Below are 13,228 nucleotides of genomic sequence, written 5' to 3'. Positions count from 1 at the left end.
CAAAGACATTGGCCTTTCTTGACCCTTGGGTTGCGGACAAAACGCAAACTGCCTCCGATCCTGATTGGTGGCGTGGCGCGGTGATATATCAGATCTATCCGCGCTCGTATCAAGACAGCAACGGCGACGGCATCGGCGATTTGTCGGGCATTATCCACCGCTTGCCGCATGTCGCATCGCTTGGTGTGGATGCAATCTGGATTTCGCCTTTCTTTACGTCACCGATGCTTGATTTCGGGTATGACGTATCGAACTACCGCGACGTAGATCCGATGTTCGGCTCTCTTGGTGACTTCGATGCGCTGTTAAGCCGTGCGCATGAGTTGGACATCAAGGTGATGATTGACCTTGTGCTAAGCCACACGTCAGATCAGCACCCGTGGTTTCAGGAAAGCCGGTCCAGCCGCGACAATCCCAAGGCAGATTGGTTCGTCTGGGCGGATGCAAAACCTGATGGTTCGCCGCCGAATAACTGGCTTTCGATCTTTGGTGGATCGGCGTGGGAATGGGACGGTCAACGGATGCAGTACTTCCTGCACAACTTTCTGACCCAGCAACCCGACCTGAACTTCCACAATCCGGATGTACGCGCCGAGTTGTTGGAGGTCACGCGGTTTTGGCTTGATCGTGGTGTAGACGGGTTCCGGCTTGATACGGTGAACTTCTATTTCCACGATGACGAGCTGCGCGACAACCCGGCACTGCCTGCAAAAGAACGTTCAGACAAGATCGCGCCGTCGGTAAACCCTTACAATTTTCAGGATCATCTCTACGACAAGTCACGTCCCGAAAACCTTGATTTCCTAAAGGCCTTTCGCGCCATTCTTGATGAATACCCCGCGGCCACATCGGTCGGCGAAGTGGGGGATGCACAGCGTGGGGCCGAAATACAGGCGTCCTACACATCGGACGGCGACAAGATCCATATGGCCTATGATTTCGATCTGTTGTCGAATGCCTATCCAACTGGCACCCGCGTAGCCGAGATCATGGACAAGGTGGCGACTGTGGGGCCGGATGGCTGGGGGTGTTGGGCCTATTCCAACCACGATGTGGTGCGCCATACCTCGCGCTGGAACCTTAGCGGTGAAGCGCATCGGGCCTATGCGGCGCTGTTGTTAAGTTTGCGTGGCACAGCCTGCCTGTATCAGGGCGAAGAGCTTGGCCTGACAGAGGCCTATGTTCCGTTTGAGGAGCTTCAGGACCCTTATGGCAAGCGGTTCTGGCCAAAATTCAAAGGCCGCGATGGGTGTCGTACACCTTTCCCGTGGAGTTCTGACCGCATTCATGGCGGCTTCTCGGATGGTCAGCCCTGGTTACCTGTCGCGATGGAGCACGTGCAAAATGCGGCCGACACGCAGGATGCGTCCGATACATCGATGCTGAATTTCTACCGCGACCTCATCGCATTCCGCAAAGGCTACATGGCTTTGATGAAAGGTGAGTTTGACTTGGTAGAGGCACGTGACGATTTCATCTCGTTTGAGCGGCGCCACGGCAATGTCCGTATGTTCTGTGCGTTTAACCTGTCTGACGACGCATGCGGGGTCACGTTACCTGACGGTGCTTGGTCGATTGAACACGATGCACCCTTCACCGCCGCCGAACCTGGCGCGGATGGAGATACAAAATTACCGCCTTGGCAGGCACTTTTTGCCACGGCTCAAGGATAAAAGAGGGAGGGTACTATGGCTGATCTTCTGCTGACAGATATCGCCAAGTCATACGGAAGCGTTGAAGTTCTGAAGAACATCAACCTCGACATCAAGAAGGGCGAATTGATCGTCTTTGTCGGACCGTCGGGCTGTGGCAAGTCGACGTTGCTGCGCATGATTGCCGGGCTTGAGAAAATTACGGGCGGGGAATTGCGGATCGATGGGCAGGTCGTCAATGACGTGCCCCCAAGCGAGCGTGGCATTGCCATGGTGTTCCAGTCCTATGCGCTTTATCCGCATATGACGGTGCGCGAAAACATGCAGTTTGCATTGAAGATCGCTAAGAAATCGCCCGCTGAGATTGAAGAGCGGGTCGAGAAGTCTGCGAAGATTTTGCAGCTTCACAACCTTCTGGATCGCCTGCCTAAAGAGCTTTCGGGGGGGCAGCGTCAGCGGGTTGCCATTGGGCGTTCGATTGTGCGCGACCCAAAGGTCTATTTGTTTGACGAGCCTCTTTCGAACCTTGATGCAGCGTTGCGCGTGGCGACCCGGATCGAGATTGCTCAGCTGAAAGAGGCGATGCCGGAATCGACTATGGTCTATGTGACCCACGATCAGGTCGAGGCGATGACGCTTGCGACGCGTATCGTGGTGCTTGCCGGTGGCGGCATTGCGCAAGTCGGTAGCCCGCTGGATTTGTACGAGCGCCCTGAGAACGAGTTTGTCGCACAGTTCATCGGATCACCTGCGATGAACCTGATGCCGGGCAAGATCACCGGTACGGGCGAGCAGACCACGATCGAAGTCGATGGCGGCGGCATGGCGGTGTCGAATTATCCGTCCTTGCCCGAGGATATGGGCAAAGCGGTCAATATCGGCGTGCGTCCTGAGGACTTTGTGGCGACACAAGGCGACCAGCAGCGGATTTACCGAGGCAAGGTAAACATTACCGAAGCGCTTGGCGAAGTGACGCTTTTGTATTTTGAGCCACAAGGCGAGAATGACCCCGTGATCGGAAAATTAGCCGGTATTCACAAAGGTTTACGCGGCAACGAGGTCGAGCTGACAGCGGAACCGGCGAAGGTTCATGTGTTCATGAACACCCAGTCGCTGTTGTACCGTGATCAAGAAATCAAGAATATTGCGACCAGGGGTCACTAGGGCTGCTTTTGCGCTTTTCGTGATTGACGGCCCTGCCATTTGGTGGGGCCGTTTTTTTGATTGATTGAGGGAGTAGGTGTGCTTTGAGCTTATTCTGTTGAAGAACTCGATTGCCCGCCCGAGGATACCTCAAAGCCAGAACTCTGTTCTCAGTCGCCGCCGAAATGTTCGCCACTTTCGGCCCGTTGCGGTATGGCATGAACGTTGTTCTCGGATTTATCCATGCTCTGTCCCTGCTTGGAGTTTTTCAAAAGAATAAGCTCAAAGCAATGTTTCAAAATTCGAGAATTCGAATTGAGTCACGTGACATTCTGAGGAAAAGCCTCTTTAGCTATGCTTGATCCCGAAGTTAAGTCACTCGACTGGTCGGATGAACTGGCAAGAAATAAAGCTGGGCCGAAAATGCTGGCAACGACGGCAACAATCGGTCATCGCGCAGAGTAGGGCGGTGATCTATTTCAAGTAAAGATTTGCAATTCTGACGGGCTCACTGCGGAAATCGCCCAGAGCTTATTACTCTGGCCCAGGGGAATGCGGACTTTGGAAACGATTGAACCGGATCGTGTCAAATCCGCAGTTCAATCTCTTGCGGACAACTTCGATCGCTCCGTGAACTGGGTGGTTTTCGCAGAGCGCATGAATCGCTTTCCGCTTTGGGAGTTTGAGGACTACAAGGACTATCAGGGCATTCTTGATGTTCGATGACAAATTTGAGGAACGGCAGGTTTTCCGCAAAGCGAACCTTACCTACCAATGCCAAGCTTCCCCCGCCAATCATGCGTTGGCGCATATCCCAACAACTTCCGCGCCTTAGCGTTTGAATAGAACGTCTCACGGTCCGCGATTTCCCCACGCAGTTCGACGTTGCCGTAGAACTCGGCGATCAACTCGGCGCTGGTCATATCAACCGAATGCCCGGCACTTGAGACGTTGAACACCTCATAGCCCAAGCCATCCGTGGCCAGGGCGCGGTCGATGAAATGGCCCAGATCGCCGGTTTCGATGTAGCTGAAGAAGTTCCGCAAACGCTGTGCCGGATCCGCAATGAAATCTGGGAACCTTTCGGCGTATTCTTCGGCGCTATGACGTTGTTAAGCCTGAGGCCATATATATCAATACCAGAGCGGCGTTGGAACGATTTGGCGGCAACCTCGTTGGCAACTTTGGACATTGCGTAGCTGCCTTCGGGCAGGGTCGGGTGATCCTCGTCCAGCGGCAGGTAGTCCGGCTGACGGTTGACGTCGGAAAAGCAGATGCCGTAAGTGGTTTCGCATGAGGGGAATAGCACCTTTTTGACGCCGGCTCGGATGGCCGCGTCTATGACGTTGTAAGTGCCGATAGTGTTGACGCGATAGCATTCGCAGTCAGGTACGATCATGATCCGTGCAATGGCGGCAAAGTGGATGACAGCGTCGAAACCGGACATGCCTTGGCCCATGCCAAGCGCGTCGAAGTCCGCATAAGAACACATGACGTCGTGCATGTGGCCTGCGTCAGTGATGTCGTCGATGCGGTTGAAAACGCCCGGGACAGCGCAGGGCGCAAGATCGACGTTCAGCACTCGATGTCCACAGGCGATCAGGTATGCAATCACGTGTCGGCCCGCTTTGCCCGCCCCACCGGTTACCAGAATGCGCATGCTGTTTCTCCCCCTTTGCTTTCTCTCGTATCTAGCCGGGTGGGATCGGGTCGTTGAGATGAAAGCCATTGCATCAGACGCGTGGATCGGGTGACCTGCATTAGTAAGCAAGGAGGAGAACGCGTATGCCCGTCCCAACCAATCCGATTAAAGCTGGCCTGAATGAGGGGCGTCGCCAGATGGGCCTTTGGATCGCATTGGCGCATGCGACGTCAGCAGAGATCGCGTCGCGAGCGGGGTTTGATTTCTGTCTGATTGACGGGGAACACGCGCCTAATGATATCCCGCTGGTGTTGGATCAGGTGCGGGCGATCGGCAACGGATCAGCTGCGGTCGCCGCACGGGTGCCGGTTGGTGATACCCGGATTATCAAACAATATCTGGATCTTGGCATACAGACGCTTATTGTGCCGATGATTGATACAGCAGTACAGGCACGCGACATGGTAAGCGCGACGCGCTATCCTCCGGATGGTATTCGCGGCGTTGGTGCGGCGATGGCGCGGGCCTCAAATTTTGGCGAGATAGCAGATGTTACGACCACCGCGAACGCCCAGATTTGTCTGTTCGTACAGGCCGAAAGCAAGAAGTCGGTCGAAAACATCGACGAGATAGCAGGCGTGGACGGTGTGGATGGTGTGTTCATCGGCCCGGCCGATTTGGCCGCTGACATGGGGCTTCCGGGTCAGACCGGTCATGCGGAAGTGCAGGCTGTGGTGAAGCATTGCTTTGATCGCATCCATGCGGCGGGCAAGAAGGTTGGCATCATTGCTTTTGACGATGCTCAGGTGCGCATCTACGTAGACAACGGCGCGGATTTCGTGGCCGTGGGGGGGGATACCGCGCTTTTGGCTAAAGCAATCCGGGGCGCTGCGGCGTTTGCGGACGAACTTCGCGCGCTTTAGGACGCAAAATATAGCCTGAAAATGGTGCGTCGGCACAAATAGGGCTTTCCGAACGCCTCAACCCATGCGATATGGACGCGCCAAACGAACCCTCCCGAGGAGTGACCCCATGGAGATTCGCGAGGCCCTGACCTTCGACGATGTTTTGCTAGTTCCAAGCGCGTCCAGCGTGCTGCCATCGACGGCTGATACCCGCACGATGGTGACAAGATCCATCGCAATGAACATCCCGCTTTTAAGTTCTGCAATGGACACGGTAACCGAGGCGCGCATGGCGATTGCCATGGCACAGGCCGGTGGTATCGGCGTCATCCATCGCAACCTCGATATCGAGGAACAGTCCCGCGAAGTGCGGCGTGTGAAGCGATTTGAAAGCGGCATTGTCTATAATCCGATCACTCTGACACCAGATCAGACCCTGGCGGACGCCAAGGCGCTTCAGCAACGCTATAATGTGACCGGCTTTCCGGTGGTAGACGCCTCGGACCGCGTCGTCGGGATCGTCACGAACCGCGATATGCGGTTTGCGCAGGATGACAAGACGCCCGTGAAGGCGATGATGACGACAAATAATCTGGCTATCCTGACTGAACCCGCCGATCTTGATGAGGCCCGCAGCCTGATGCAGGCGCGCCGGATCGAGAAGTTGCTGGTAACAGACGGACAGGGCGTGCTGACCGGCCTTCTGACGCTGAAAGACAGCGAGCAAGCCGTGTTGAACCCTCAGGCGTGCAAAGACCACCTTGGCCGTCTGCGTGTGGCTGCCGCGACGACTGTGGGTGATGCAGGCTTCGAGCGATCCGAGGCCCTTGTTGATAGCGGCGTTGATATCATCGTGATTGATACGGCGCATGGACATTCCGAAGGTGTGGCCCGCGCCGTGACGCGGGCGAAGTCTATATCGAACGATGTGCAGGTTATTGCGGGAAACGTGGCGACGGCAGAGGGCGCACGCGCCTTGATCGACGCCGGTGCCGACGCTGTAAAAGTTGGCATTGGCCCCGGATCCATCTGCACCACTCGCATGGTGGCTGGTGTAGGTGTGCCACAGTTAACAGCGATCATGGACGCGGTTTCGGGCGCCGGAGGCGTGCCGATCATCGCCGATGGTGGCATTAAGTATTCTGGCGATTTTGCCAAGGCAATCGCGGCAGGCGCGTCCTGTGCAATGGTCGGTTCGATGATGGCAGGAACTGACGAAAGCCCTGGAGAAGTCATTCTATATCAAGGGCGTAGCTTTAAGAGCTACCGTGGAATGGGGTCCCTTGGGGCGATGGCGCGCGGGTCAGCTGATCGGTATTTCCAAAAGGATGCGGCTAGCGACAAATTGGTGCCCGAAGGCATCGAAGGTCAGGTGCCTTATATGGGCTCGGCGTCTGTCGTAATCCATCAATTGATTGGCGGGCTCCGTGCGGCAATGGGCTACACAGGTTGCGAAACTGTTGAAAATATGCGAGAAAACTGTCGGTTCGTGCGAATAACTGGCGCAGGGCTCAAAGAGAGCCACGTTCATGACGTTCAGATTACGCGTGAAAGCCCGAATTACCGGTTTGGTTAACGGGCGATGAGGCAACATTTGGCAGGCGCTCTCCAAGGTGGAGGGCGGCGTATTTGTGTGAGTGTTGCGAGGGGTCATGGCAAAACGGGCGGCGGAACCGGTTACCGGTCATAATGAAGTAGTAGAATTGAACAACGATGCGCGCTGGCAGGCGCGTCTCGATGAAGCACGCGCACGTCGTGCAGAAGCGCTGAAACAGCAGGGCCTCGAAGATAGGCCCAAGCGCATTCCGCGCAAGCCCTGGGAAGAAGAGGCAGAGACCTCGCTTGCTGCCAAAGAGCACCAGCGTGCGCTTGATGACGATGGGCTGGATTTTCACGACCGCATGAATGCGCTTCAAAAAGTGCTAAAGGACAAGCGTCCCGAGCCGGTTGATCCTCGTTCGGTAGCGGTGCCACCCGTGCCGGATCATGCCCGAAACTGGTCTTCGGAAGCGGAACAGCTTCCAACGACACCAGCGATTGAGCCCGAGGTTGAGGCCCCGAGCATTGCAGTAACGTCGCCGGTTGTAAAACCTGTAAAAACTGGCCCGCCGATTGATAGTTTGTTTGATGATCCGAGGTTTCTGGCACCTGATCCCAAGCCAAATACACCGCTTGATCGCGAGCTGGAGTTCGTTCCAATCTCGGATCTCGTGGACCCCATCTCGCTTGCGCGTCCAAAGACCAAACGCCGCCCGTGGCTGAAGGCTGCAAACGAGCAAAACACGACTCTCACATTATCCGAAGAGGCCGCGCAGTCTGTGCCTGCACTTTCAAAGGACAAGCCCGCCGGCATGCCGTTCTTTTTAGGTGTCGGTCTTGTGGCTCTGGTGGCAATGCCTTTCTTTACTCTTTTGCCCCCGATGTCGCGCGGCCCCGATGCTTCGGTGACGCCCGCGTTTGGCCTGCAGCCAGCATTGGGGATCACCGCTGCAATGGTCGAAGTCCCGGCCCCGACCCAATCTGGGGAGTTCGTGCCGACCTCAAGCTTGGCACCCCATGGCCCGCTGGCTTTGAGCGATCCACGCCCGCCTGCATTCTCAAGGACGTTTCCGGCGATTGCCACAGCGCCTTTGTCCGAGATTTTCGTGATGCCTGAGGTGTCGCGCGCGGTTGACGCTGATGTTGCGCTGTTTGCACGCGCAGTGTTGCCGGACATTCAGGTGACCCAAGCGATGTGGGAAGCCGAATTTGGTGTCGGCGCGAACGCTGGACAACTTCCCGGTGTGCTGGCCCCAGTTACTTCTGCAAAACTGATACCTGTGCCACGCCCCTAAGGCTTGCGCGGAGAGGTGGCATTTGACACACGCCAAGGCGCAGGTTTTCATAAGGAGCACAGGGCATGACACCGGCAGCACGCGTTCAGGCGGCAATCGAAATCCTAGACGGGATCCAATCGGGGTCCCCTGTCGAAAAAGCTTTGACGGGTTGGGCTCGACACAGCCGCTTCGCGGGATCAAAGGATCGTGCTGCGGTTCGTGATCATGTTTTTGGTGTCTTGCGCTGTAAGCGGTCCGTCAGCTGGCTTGGTGGGGGTGAGACTGGTCGCGACTTGATGTTGGGCGCTCTGCGGGACGCTGAGGTTGATCCGTTAACCTTGTTTAATGGCGTTGGGTATGGGCCTGCCCCCTTAAGCGACGTTGAACAGGCTCAAGGGGCTGAGGCGTGCGACGCCCCCGATCCGGTGCGCCTTGATGTTCCGGACTGGCTTTGGTCGCATCTTCAGCGCAGTCTTGGAACAAAAACCGAGGATGTGCTTGCGCTTTTAAGGCATCGGGCACCTGTTCATTTGCGTGCAAACACTCTTGTTACGGATCGTGACGCGTTGTTGTCGCAACTCTCAGAGGACGGCTATGATCCTAAGATCACGGATTTGACTCCGACGGGCGTTGAAATTGGCGGCGCGCCACGGGGTTTGACCGCATTGTCCCGTTTCGCAGATGGTTGGTTCGAGATGCAGGACGCGGCCTCGCAGGCGGTTGTGGATCGTCTGGCCACTTATCTGAAAGATGCGGATGTGCTGGATTACTGCGCGGGTGGTGGTGGCAAAGCTTTGGCGATGGCGGCCTACCGTCCCAAGCACATTGTCGCCTATGACACTGACGCCAAGCGCATGTCCAATTTGCCTGAACGTACAGACCGTGCGCGCGCAAACATCGAGGTCGTGAACTTAGTGTCCGGCCTTTTCGACTTGGTTTTGTGCGACGCGCCTTGTTCTGGAAGCGGAGCCTGGAGGCGCCAACCTGCCGCAAAATGGGACCTGACACCCGAGTTTCTAGCGATGCTTCAAGGCCTACAGGTGGAAATACTGAACACTGCGAAAGAATTTGTCCGTCCAGGGGGCTATTTGGCCTATGTGACCTGTTCGCTGCTAGACCTTGAAAACGACATTTCGGTCGATGCTTTTCTTGCAGAGCATCCCGGTTGGAGGAGCGTCGAACGCCTTGTGTTGACGCCGCTTGATGGAGGGGATGGGTTTTACCTTAATGTTTTGCAGCCCCCCGCCGCGACCTTTTCTTAAGAGTTTCGCCTGAATGTTTAGAAATGGTTTTCTACTTTAAACGATTCTGAACCGGTTAGATTCGGGATCGAGATGCAGTGTGCCAGACATAACGACACATGACAGCGAGGCCCCGTTTATTTCGGAGGTGGTGCGACCGTCCCCATTGATCGTGCTGTCGGCCTTCACATTAATGCTGGCGCTTGCCGGCCCTCATGGGGCGCCAATGATCGTTGCGTTGGGGGCGGTGCAGGGTTCTAGGCCGCCTCTGTCATCCTTCGGTTACTCGTGATTCGGGACGTTTGCGGGCGCGCGATATCGTCAATGTTGCCCATGTGAATCCGGCTCCGGTGATTCCTGGTGATATGACCGGGCGACTATTGGGCCTTGCAGACTGTTCTGGCCACGCGCAGGAAGATATTTCGACTGCAGAGGGCCTGATCCGTATTAGGGCGCATCGCACCGCCCCTCTTAATATTATTTGGCACATTGAAATTATCCCAAAGACGCGCGGGCAGCATGGGACAGGATCCACTGACGTAGCAACGTCGGGGATGCGACCGGAGCTGCGATGTCGCCGGATGTTCTGGATGGGCTACCGGCGTCGATCCTCAAGATTGCGCTGGACGGGATGGTTATTTCGGACAACACATCGGCTCAAAAACTATTTCCCCTAGGGGCATAGGATACGCCAAAGAAAGCCTCGCAGAATATTAGTGCCGCGTACCAAACTCGGTGTTTTTGCCAAAGCCGTTTTCACTCAACCAGTTAACGAACTTCGTCTACGATTCATTATGATAGCTCCGTCATGCCGACAGGTATGAGTAACCTCATCTTGACCTCAAACTTTGAGACATCTTGAATAAAGTTGTTGAAATGTTCTCTTTTTGGTCTCATACACAGACAGAAGAACAAGAAGAGAACACGAGGATCGTTGCTGCGCGCGCGTGGCTATGAAATAAGGATACAGGACCAATGGCAGCGGCAGAACTTCTGAAAATGACGGACAAGAAAGCAAGCGATAAAGCCAAAGCGCTCGATTCGGCGCTCGCACAGATCGAGCGGCAGTTCGGCAAAGGCTCAATTATGAAGCTTGGCGGCGAAAACTCACTGCCGGAAATCGAGTCGACCTCAACTGGTTCGCTCGGCTTGGACATCGCACTTGGTATTGGCGGTCTGCCAAAGGGCCGGGTTATTGAAATTTATGGCCCGGAATCATCGGGTAAGACAACGTTGACATTGCACTGCATTGCCGAAGAGCAAAAGAAGGGTGGCGTCTGTGCCTTCGTCGATGCCGAGCACGCGCTTGATCCACAATATGCCAAGAAGCTTGGCGTGAACCTTGATGAACTTTTAATCTCGCAGCCGGATACCGGGGAGCAGGCGCTAGAGATTGTCGATACCCTAGTGCGCTCTGGTGCGGTCAGCATGATAGTTATCGATTCGGTTGCTGCATTGACGCCAAAGTCCGAACTTGAAGGCGATATGGGCGACAGCTCGGTTGGCGTTCATGCCCGTCTGATGAGCCAGGCCATGCGTAAACTTACCGGTTCGATTTCGCGTTCTAAATGCATGGTCGTGTTCATCAACCAAATTCGGATGAAAATCGGTGTCATGTTTGGCTCACCAGAAACGACGACAGGCGGTAATGCACTGAAATTCTATTCATCTGTGCGTCTCGATATCCGCCGCATCGGTGCGGTCAAGGACCGCGACGAAGTTGTGGGTAACGCGACCCGCGTGAAGGTCGTGAAGAACAAAGTCGCCCCTCCGTTCAAACAGGTCGAGTTTGACATTATGTACGGCGAAGGTATCTCAAAAACAGGGGAGTTGCTCGACCTCGGTGTAAAGGCTGGCGTCGTCGAAAAGTCGGGTTCCTGGTTTAGTTATGGTGACGAACGTATTGGTCAGGGCCGTGAGAATGCGAAGGTTTTCCTGAAAGAAAACCCCGATATAGCTTGGGCAATCGAAGATCAAATTCGTAGTGCACATGGACTTGATTTTGACGAGCCGAAAGTTGCCAAGGCAAGTCCTGCCAGCGATGATGACGGGTTGATTGAAGCCTGATCTGACATATGATTCTAAGAGGGCCGACGCAAATGCGCGGCCCTTTCTGAGTCAAAATCTTGCGAGATTTCCTTCTCAGAATCTTAGTCGTCGCCGCGCCTGGCGACTGACGTCGACAAGGTTATGAGGCCCGGCTCGATCACTTCGGCGTAAACACCGCCATGCCCACGCACAGCAGAATAGCCGCCGTGGCCAAATACTTCTTCCATCCGCGAACAGGGCGGGCAGGGCCCATGAACGAACAGGACACATTCGCCGATCCGGACATGGGTTTTGCGAAGCGCCAGTAGATTGATACCGGTCACGAGTATATTGCGACGCAGGTCGGCAGCTGCAACGGTAACACCACCCAGAAACGCTGAAATAACGGGAAGGTGCTCGGCCTGGATCAAAGTGACCGCGCGCTTGCCAGCGCGTGCATGGTCGCCGTCCAGGCCATCCAATGCCACGTACACAGCTTCAACAGTCGATACCGTGGCACGCCGTTCAGAACGGATAAACAGCCCCGTGACACGCCCTTTTGATCCATGGCGCGCCATCATTACGCCAAGATGGCCGCCAATCAATCGGTGGTCTCGATGACCATAATTTCGCGTTCTGATGCTTCTTTGGCGATCTTGACAGCCTCTTGATACCGAGGGTCATTATAGGCGTTTTCGGCAGCTTCGACGCTTGGGAATCGCGCCACGACGTTGCGTCCACGTTCCCGACCTTCAAATTGAACGAATTTTCCGCCGCGTGCGATAAAGGTCCCACCATGTTCGGGGATCACCACGGACGCGACCTTGATGTATTCCGCATATTTTTGGTCGTCGGTCACGTCCACATGTGCAATCCAAAGAGCGCCCATTTAGTCCTCCAAAACCTTTTTTGCCGCGGCAATCGCGGCCTCTGCATTGTCAGCTGACGGGCCGCCACCTTGCGCCATGTCAGGGCGTCCGCCACCGCCCTTACCACCAAGTTCGGCGACCGCAGCCCGAACAAGATCGACGGCCGAAACGGTCTCGACAAAGTCCGAAGTCACACCCGCCGCGACGGCGGCTTTACCGCCGGTATCTGCGATCAGAACGACCACGCCCGAGCCAAGCCGCGCTTTGTGGTCGTCGATCAAGGCTGGCAAGTCCTTGCCTGAAACACCCGTGACGACCTGCGCGATGACTTTGATATCATTCACTGTTTCGGCTTCGTTTGTGTCGCCGCTGACGCCCATCGCAACTTGGCGGCGCAAGTCGGCAACTTCGGATGCAAGCGCTTTGCGATCGTCTTGAAGCGCCTTGACGCGGTCTATGACCTCACTTGGCTGAGCTTTAAGCGCATTGGCGATTGCTCCAAGTCGGTGATCTTGTTCGCTTAGATATCTGAATGCGGCTTCCCCGGTCAGGGCTTCAATCCGGCGTACCCCAGCTGCAGACGCGCTGTCGCCAAGGGTCACGAACACGCCGATGTCGCCGGTTCTCCGAACGTGCGTGCCGCCGCAAAGTTCTATCGAAAATGTGTTACCGTCGGCCCCTTTGCCGGTGTCGGCTTCGCCCATCGACACGACCCGCACTTCGTCACAGTATTTCTCGCCAAAAAGTGCTTGTGCGCCGATGCCGCGGGCTTCGTCCGGTGTCATGATGCGGGTATGCACAGGAGCATTTTGTCGGATGAAGGCGTTAACGTCGCCTTCAACCCGCCTTAACTCTTCAAAGCTTAGCGCTTTGTTGTGGCTGAAATCAAAGCGCAAACGATCGGGAGCATTCAACGAGCCGCGCTGAGAGAC

At 55.7% G+C, this 13,228-nt stretch carries 10 protein-coding genes and 2 pseudogenes; 8 read left to right on the top strand and 4 right to left on the bottom strand.

The window, feature by feature from the left end:
* The first annotated feature begins 8 nt into the window (after positions 1 to 8).
* From Q1B15_RS12070 to Q1B15_RS12060, 3 genes and pseudogenes are all read left to right on the top strand, one after another.
* Positions 9 to 1,673 carry an alpha-amylase family glycosyl hydrolase gene (locus tag Q1B15_RS12070; protein WP_299753984.1) on the top strand — a complete coding sequence of 555 codons (1,665 nt, stop codon included), beginning with the start codon at positions 9 to 11 and terminating at the stop codon, positions 1,671 to 1,673.
* 15 nt (positions 1,674 to 1,688) lie between these two features.
* On the top strand, positions 1,689 to 2,816 hold the full coding sequence (gene ugpC / locus Q1B15_RS12065; protein WP_299753983.1) for a sn-glycerol-3-phosphate ABC transporter ATP-binding protein UgpC: 1,128 nt from the start codon (positions 1,689 to 1,691) through the stop codon (positions 2,814 to 2,816).
* 456 nt (positions 2,817 to 3,272) lie between these two features.
* Positions 3,273 to 3,521, top strand: a pseudogene (locus tag Q1B15_RS12060) (Imm8 family immunity protein); the annotation flags it as partial.
* Between the two features lie 38 nt (positions 3,522 to 3,559).
* On the opposite strand, the pseudogene Q1B15_RS12055 reads toward Q1B15_RS12060, so the two are convergent.
* Positions 3,560 to 4,455: pseudogene (locus tag Q1B15_RS12055) on the bottom strand (NAD(P)-dependent oxidoreductase).
* A gap of 125 nt (positions 4,456 to 4,580) precedes the next feature.
* Here Q1B15_RS12055 and Q1B15_RS12050 point away from each other — a divergent pair.
* The 5 genes from Q1B15_RS12050 to recA all read left to right on the top strand — a co-directional run bounded on the left by Q1B15_RS12050 (position 4,581) and on the right by recA (position 11,466).
* Complete coding sequence (locus Q1B15_RS12050) at positions 4,581 to 5,360, top strand: HpcH/HpaI aldolase/citrate lyase family protein (RefSeq protein ID WP_299753982.1); 780 nt, start codon at positions 4,581 to 4,583, stop codon at positions 5,358 to 5,360.
* Positions 5,361 to 5,469: 109 nt separating this feature from the next.
* Entirely contained in the window at positions 5,470 to 6,918 is a 1,449-nt protein-coding gene (gene guaB, locus Q1B15_RS12045) for an IMP dehydrogenase (RefSeq protein WP_299753981.1), read from the top strand.
* A gap of 76 nt (positions 6,919 to 6,994) precedes the next feature.
* Entirely contained in the window at positions 6,995 to 8,176 is a 1,182-nt protein-coding gene (locus Q1B15_RS12040) for a hypothetical protein (protein WP_299753980.1), read from the top strand.
* Positions 8,177 to 8,241: 65 nt separating this feature from the next.
* Positions 8,242 to 9,420, top strand: coding sequence for an RsmB/NOP family class I SAM-dependent RNA methyltransferase (locus tag Q1B15_RS12035; protein WP_299753979.1), 1,179 nt, complete (start codon positions 8,242 to 8,244; stop codon positions 9,418 to 9,420).
* Between the two features lie 954 nt (positions 9,421 to 10,374).
* Positions 10,375 to 11,466: a recombinase RecA gene (gene recA, locus Q1B15_RS12030; RefSeq protein ID WP_299753978.1), complete on the top strand. Its 1,092-nt coding sequence runs from the start codon at positions 10,375 to 10,377 to the stop codon at positions 11,464 to 11,466.
* A gap of 83 nt (positions 11,467 to 11,549) precedes the next feature.
* On the opposite strand, the gene Q1B15_RS12025 is transcribed toward recA, so the two are convergent.
* The 3 genes from Q1B15_RS12025 to Q1B15_RS12015 all read right to left on the bottom strand — a co-directional run.
* Positions 11,550 to 12,032: an MOSC domain-containing protein gene (locus Q1B15_RS12025; protein WP_366141720.1), complete on the bottom strand. Its 483-nt coding sequence runs from the start codon at positions 12,030 to 12,032 to the stop codon at positions 11,550 to 11,552.
* Positions 12,029 to 12,316, bottom strand: a complete 288-nt coding sequence (locus tag Q1B15_RS12020; protein ID WP_299753977.1) for a DUF1330 domain-containing protein — start codon at positions 12,314 to 12,316, stop codon at positions 12,029 to 12,031. Before Q1B15_RS12020 ends, Q1B15_RS12025 begins: the two co-directional genes overlap by 4 nt.
* The coding region (locus tag Q1B15_RS12015) for a DHHA1 domain-containing protein (RefSeq protein WP_299753976.1) at positions 12,317 to 13,228 on the bottom strand (912 nt) is incomplete at its 5' end.

The sequence above is a fragment of the uncultured Boseongicola sp. genome, from assembly GCF_937988555.1.
Classification (GTDB): Bacteria; Pseudomonadota; Alphaproteobacteria; order Rhodobacterales; family Rhodobacteraceae; genus Boseongicola.
The sequence above is the reverse complement of the archived record's forward strand: the minus strand, read 5'-3'. Positions and strand labels throughout refer to the sequence as shown.

Coding starts and splice junctions, on each gene's coding strand:
- ugpC (WP_299753983.1), top strand. CDS start 1,689: ATGGCTGATCTTCTGCTGACAGATATCGCCAAGTCATACGGAAGCGTT.
- Q1B15_RS12050 (WP_299753982.1), top strand. CDS start 4,581: ATGCCCGTCCCAACCAATCCGATTAAAGCTGGCCTGAATGAGGGGCGT.
- guaB (WP_299753981.1), top strand. CDS start 5,470: ATGGAGATTCGCGAGGCCCTGACCTTCGACGATGTTTTGCTAGTTCCA.
- Q1B15_RS12040 (WP_299753980.1), top strand. CDS start 6,995: ATGGCAAAACGGGCGGCGGAACCGGTTACCGGTCATAATGAAGTAGTA.
- Q1B15_RS12035 (WP_299753979.1), top strand. CDS start 8,242: ATGACACCGGCAGCACGCGTTCAGGCGGCAATCGAAATCCTAGACGGG.
- recA (WP_299753978.1), top strand. CDS start 10,375: ATGGCAGCGGCAGAACTTCTGAAAATGACGGACAAGAAAGCAAGCGAT.
- Q1B15_RS12020 (WP_299753977.1), bottom strand. CDS start 12,316: ATGGGCGCTCTTTGGATTGCACATGTGGACGTGACCGACGACCAAAAA.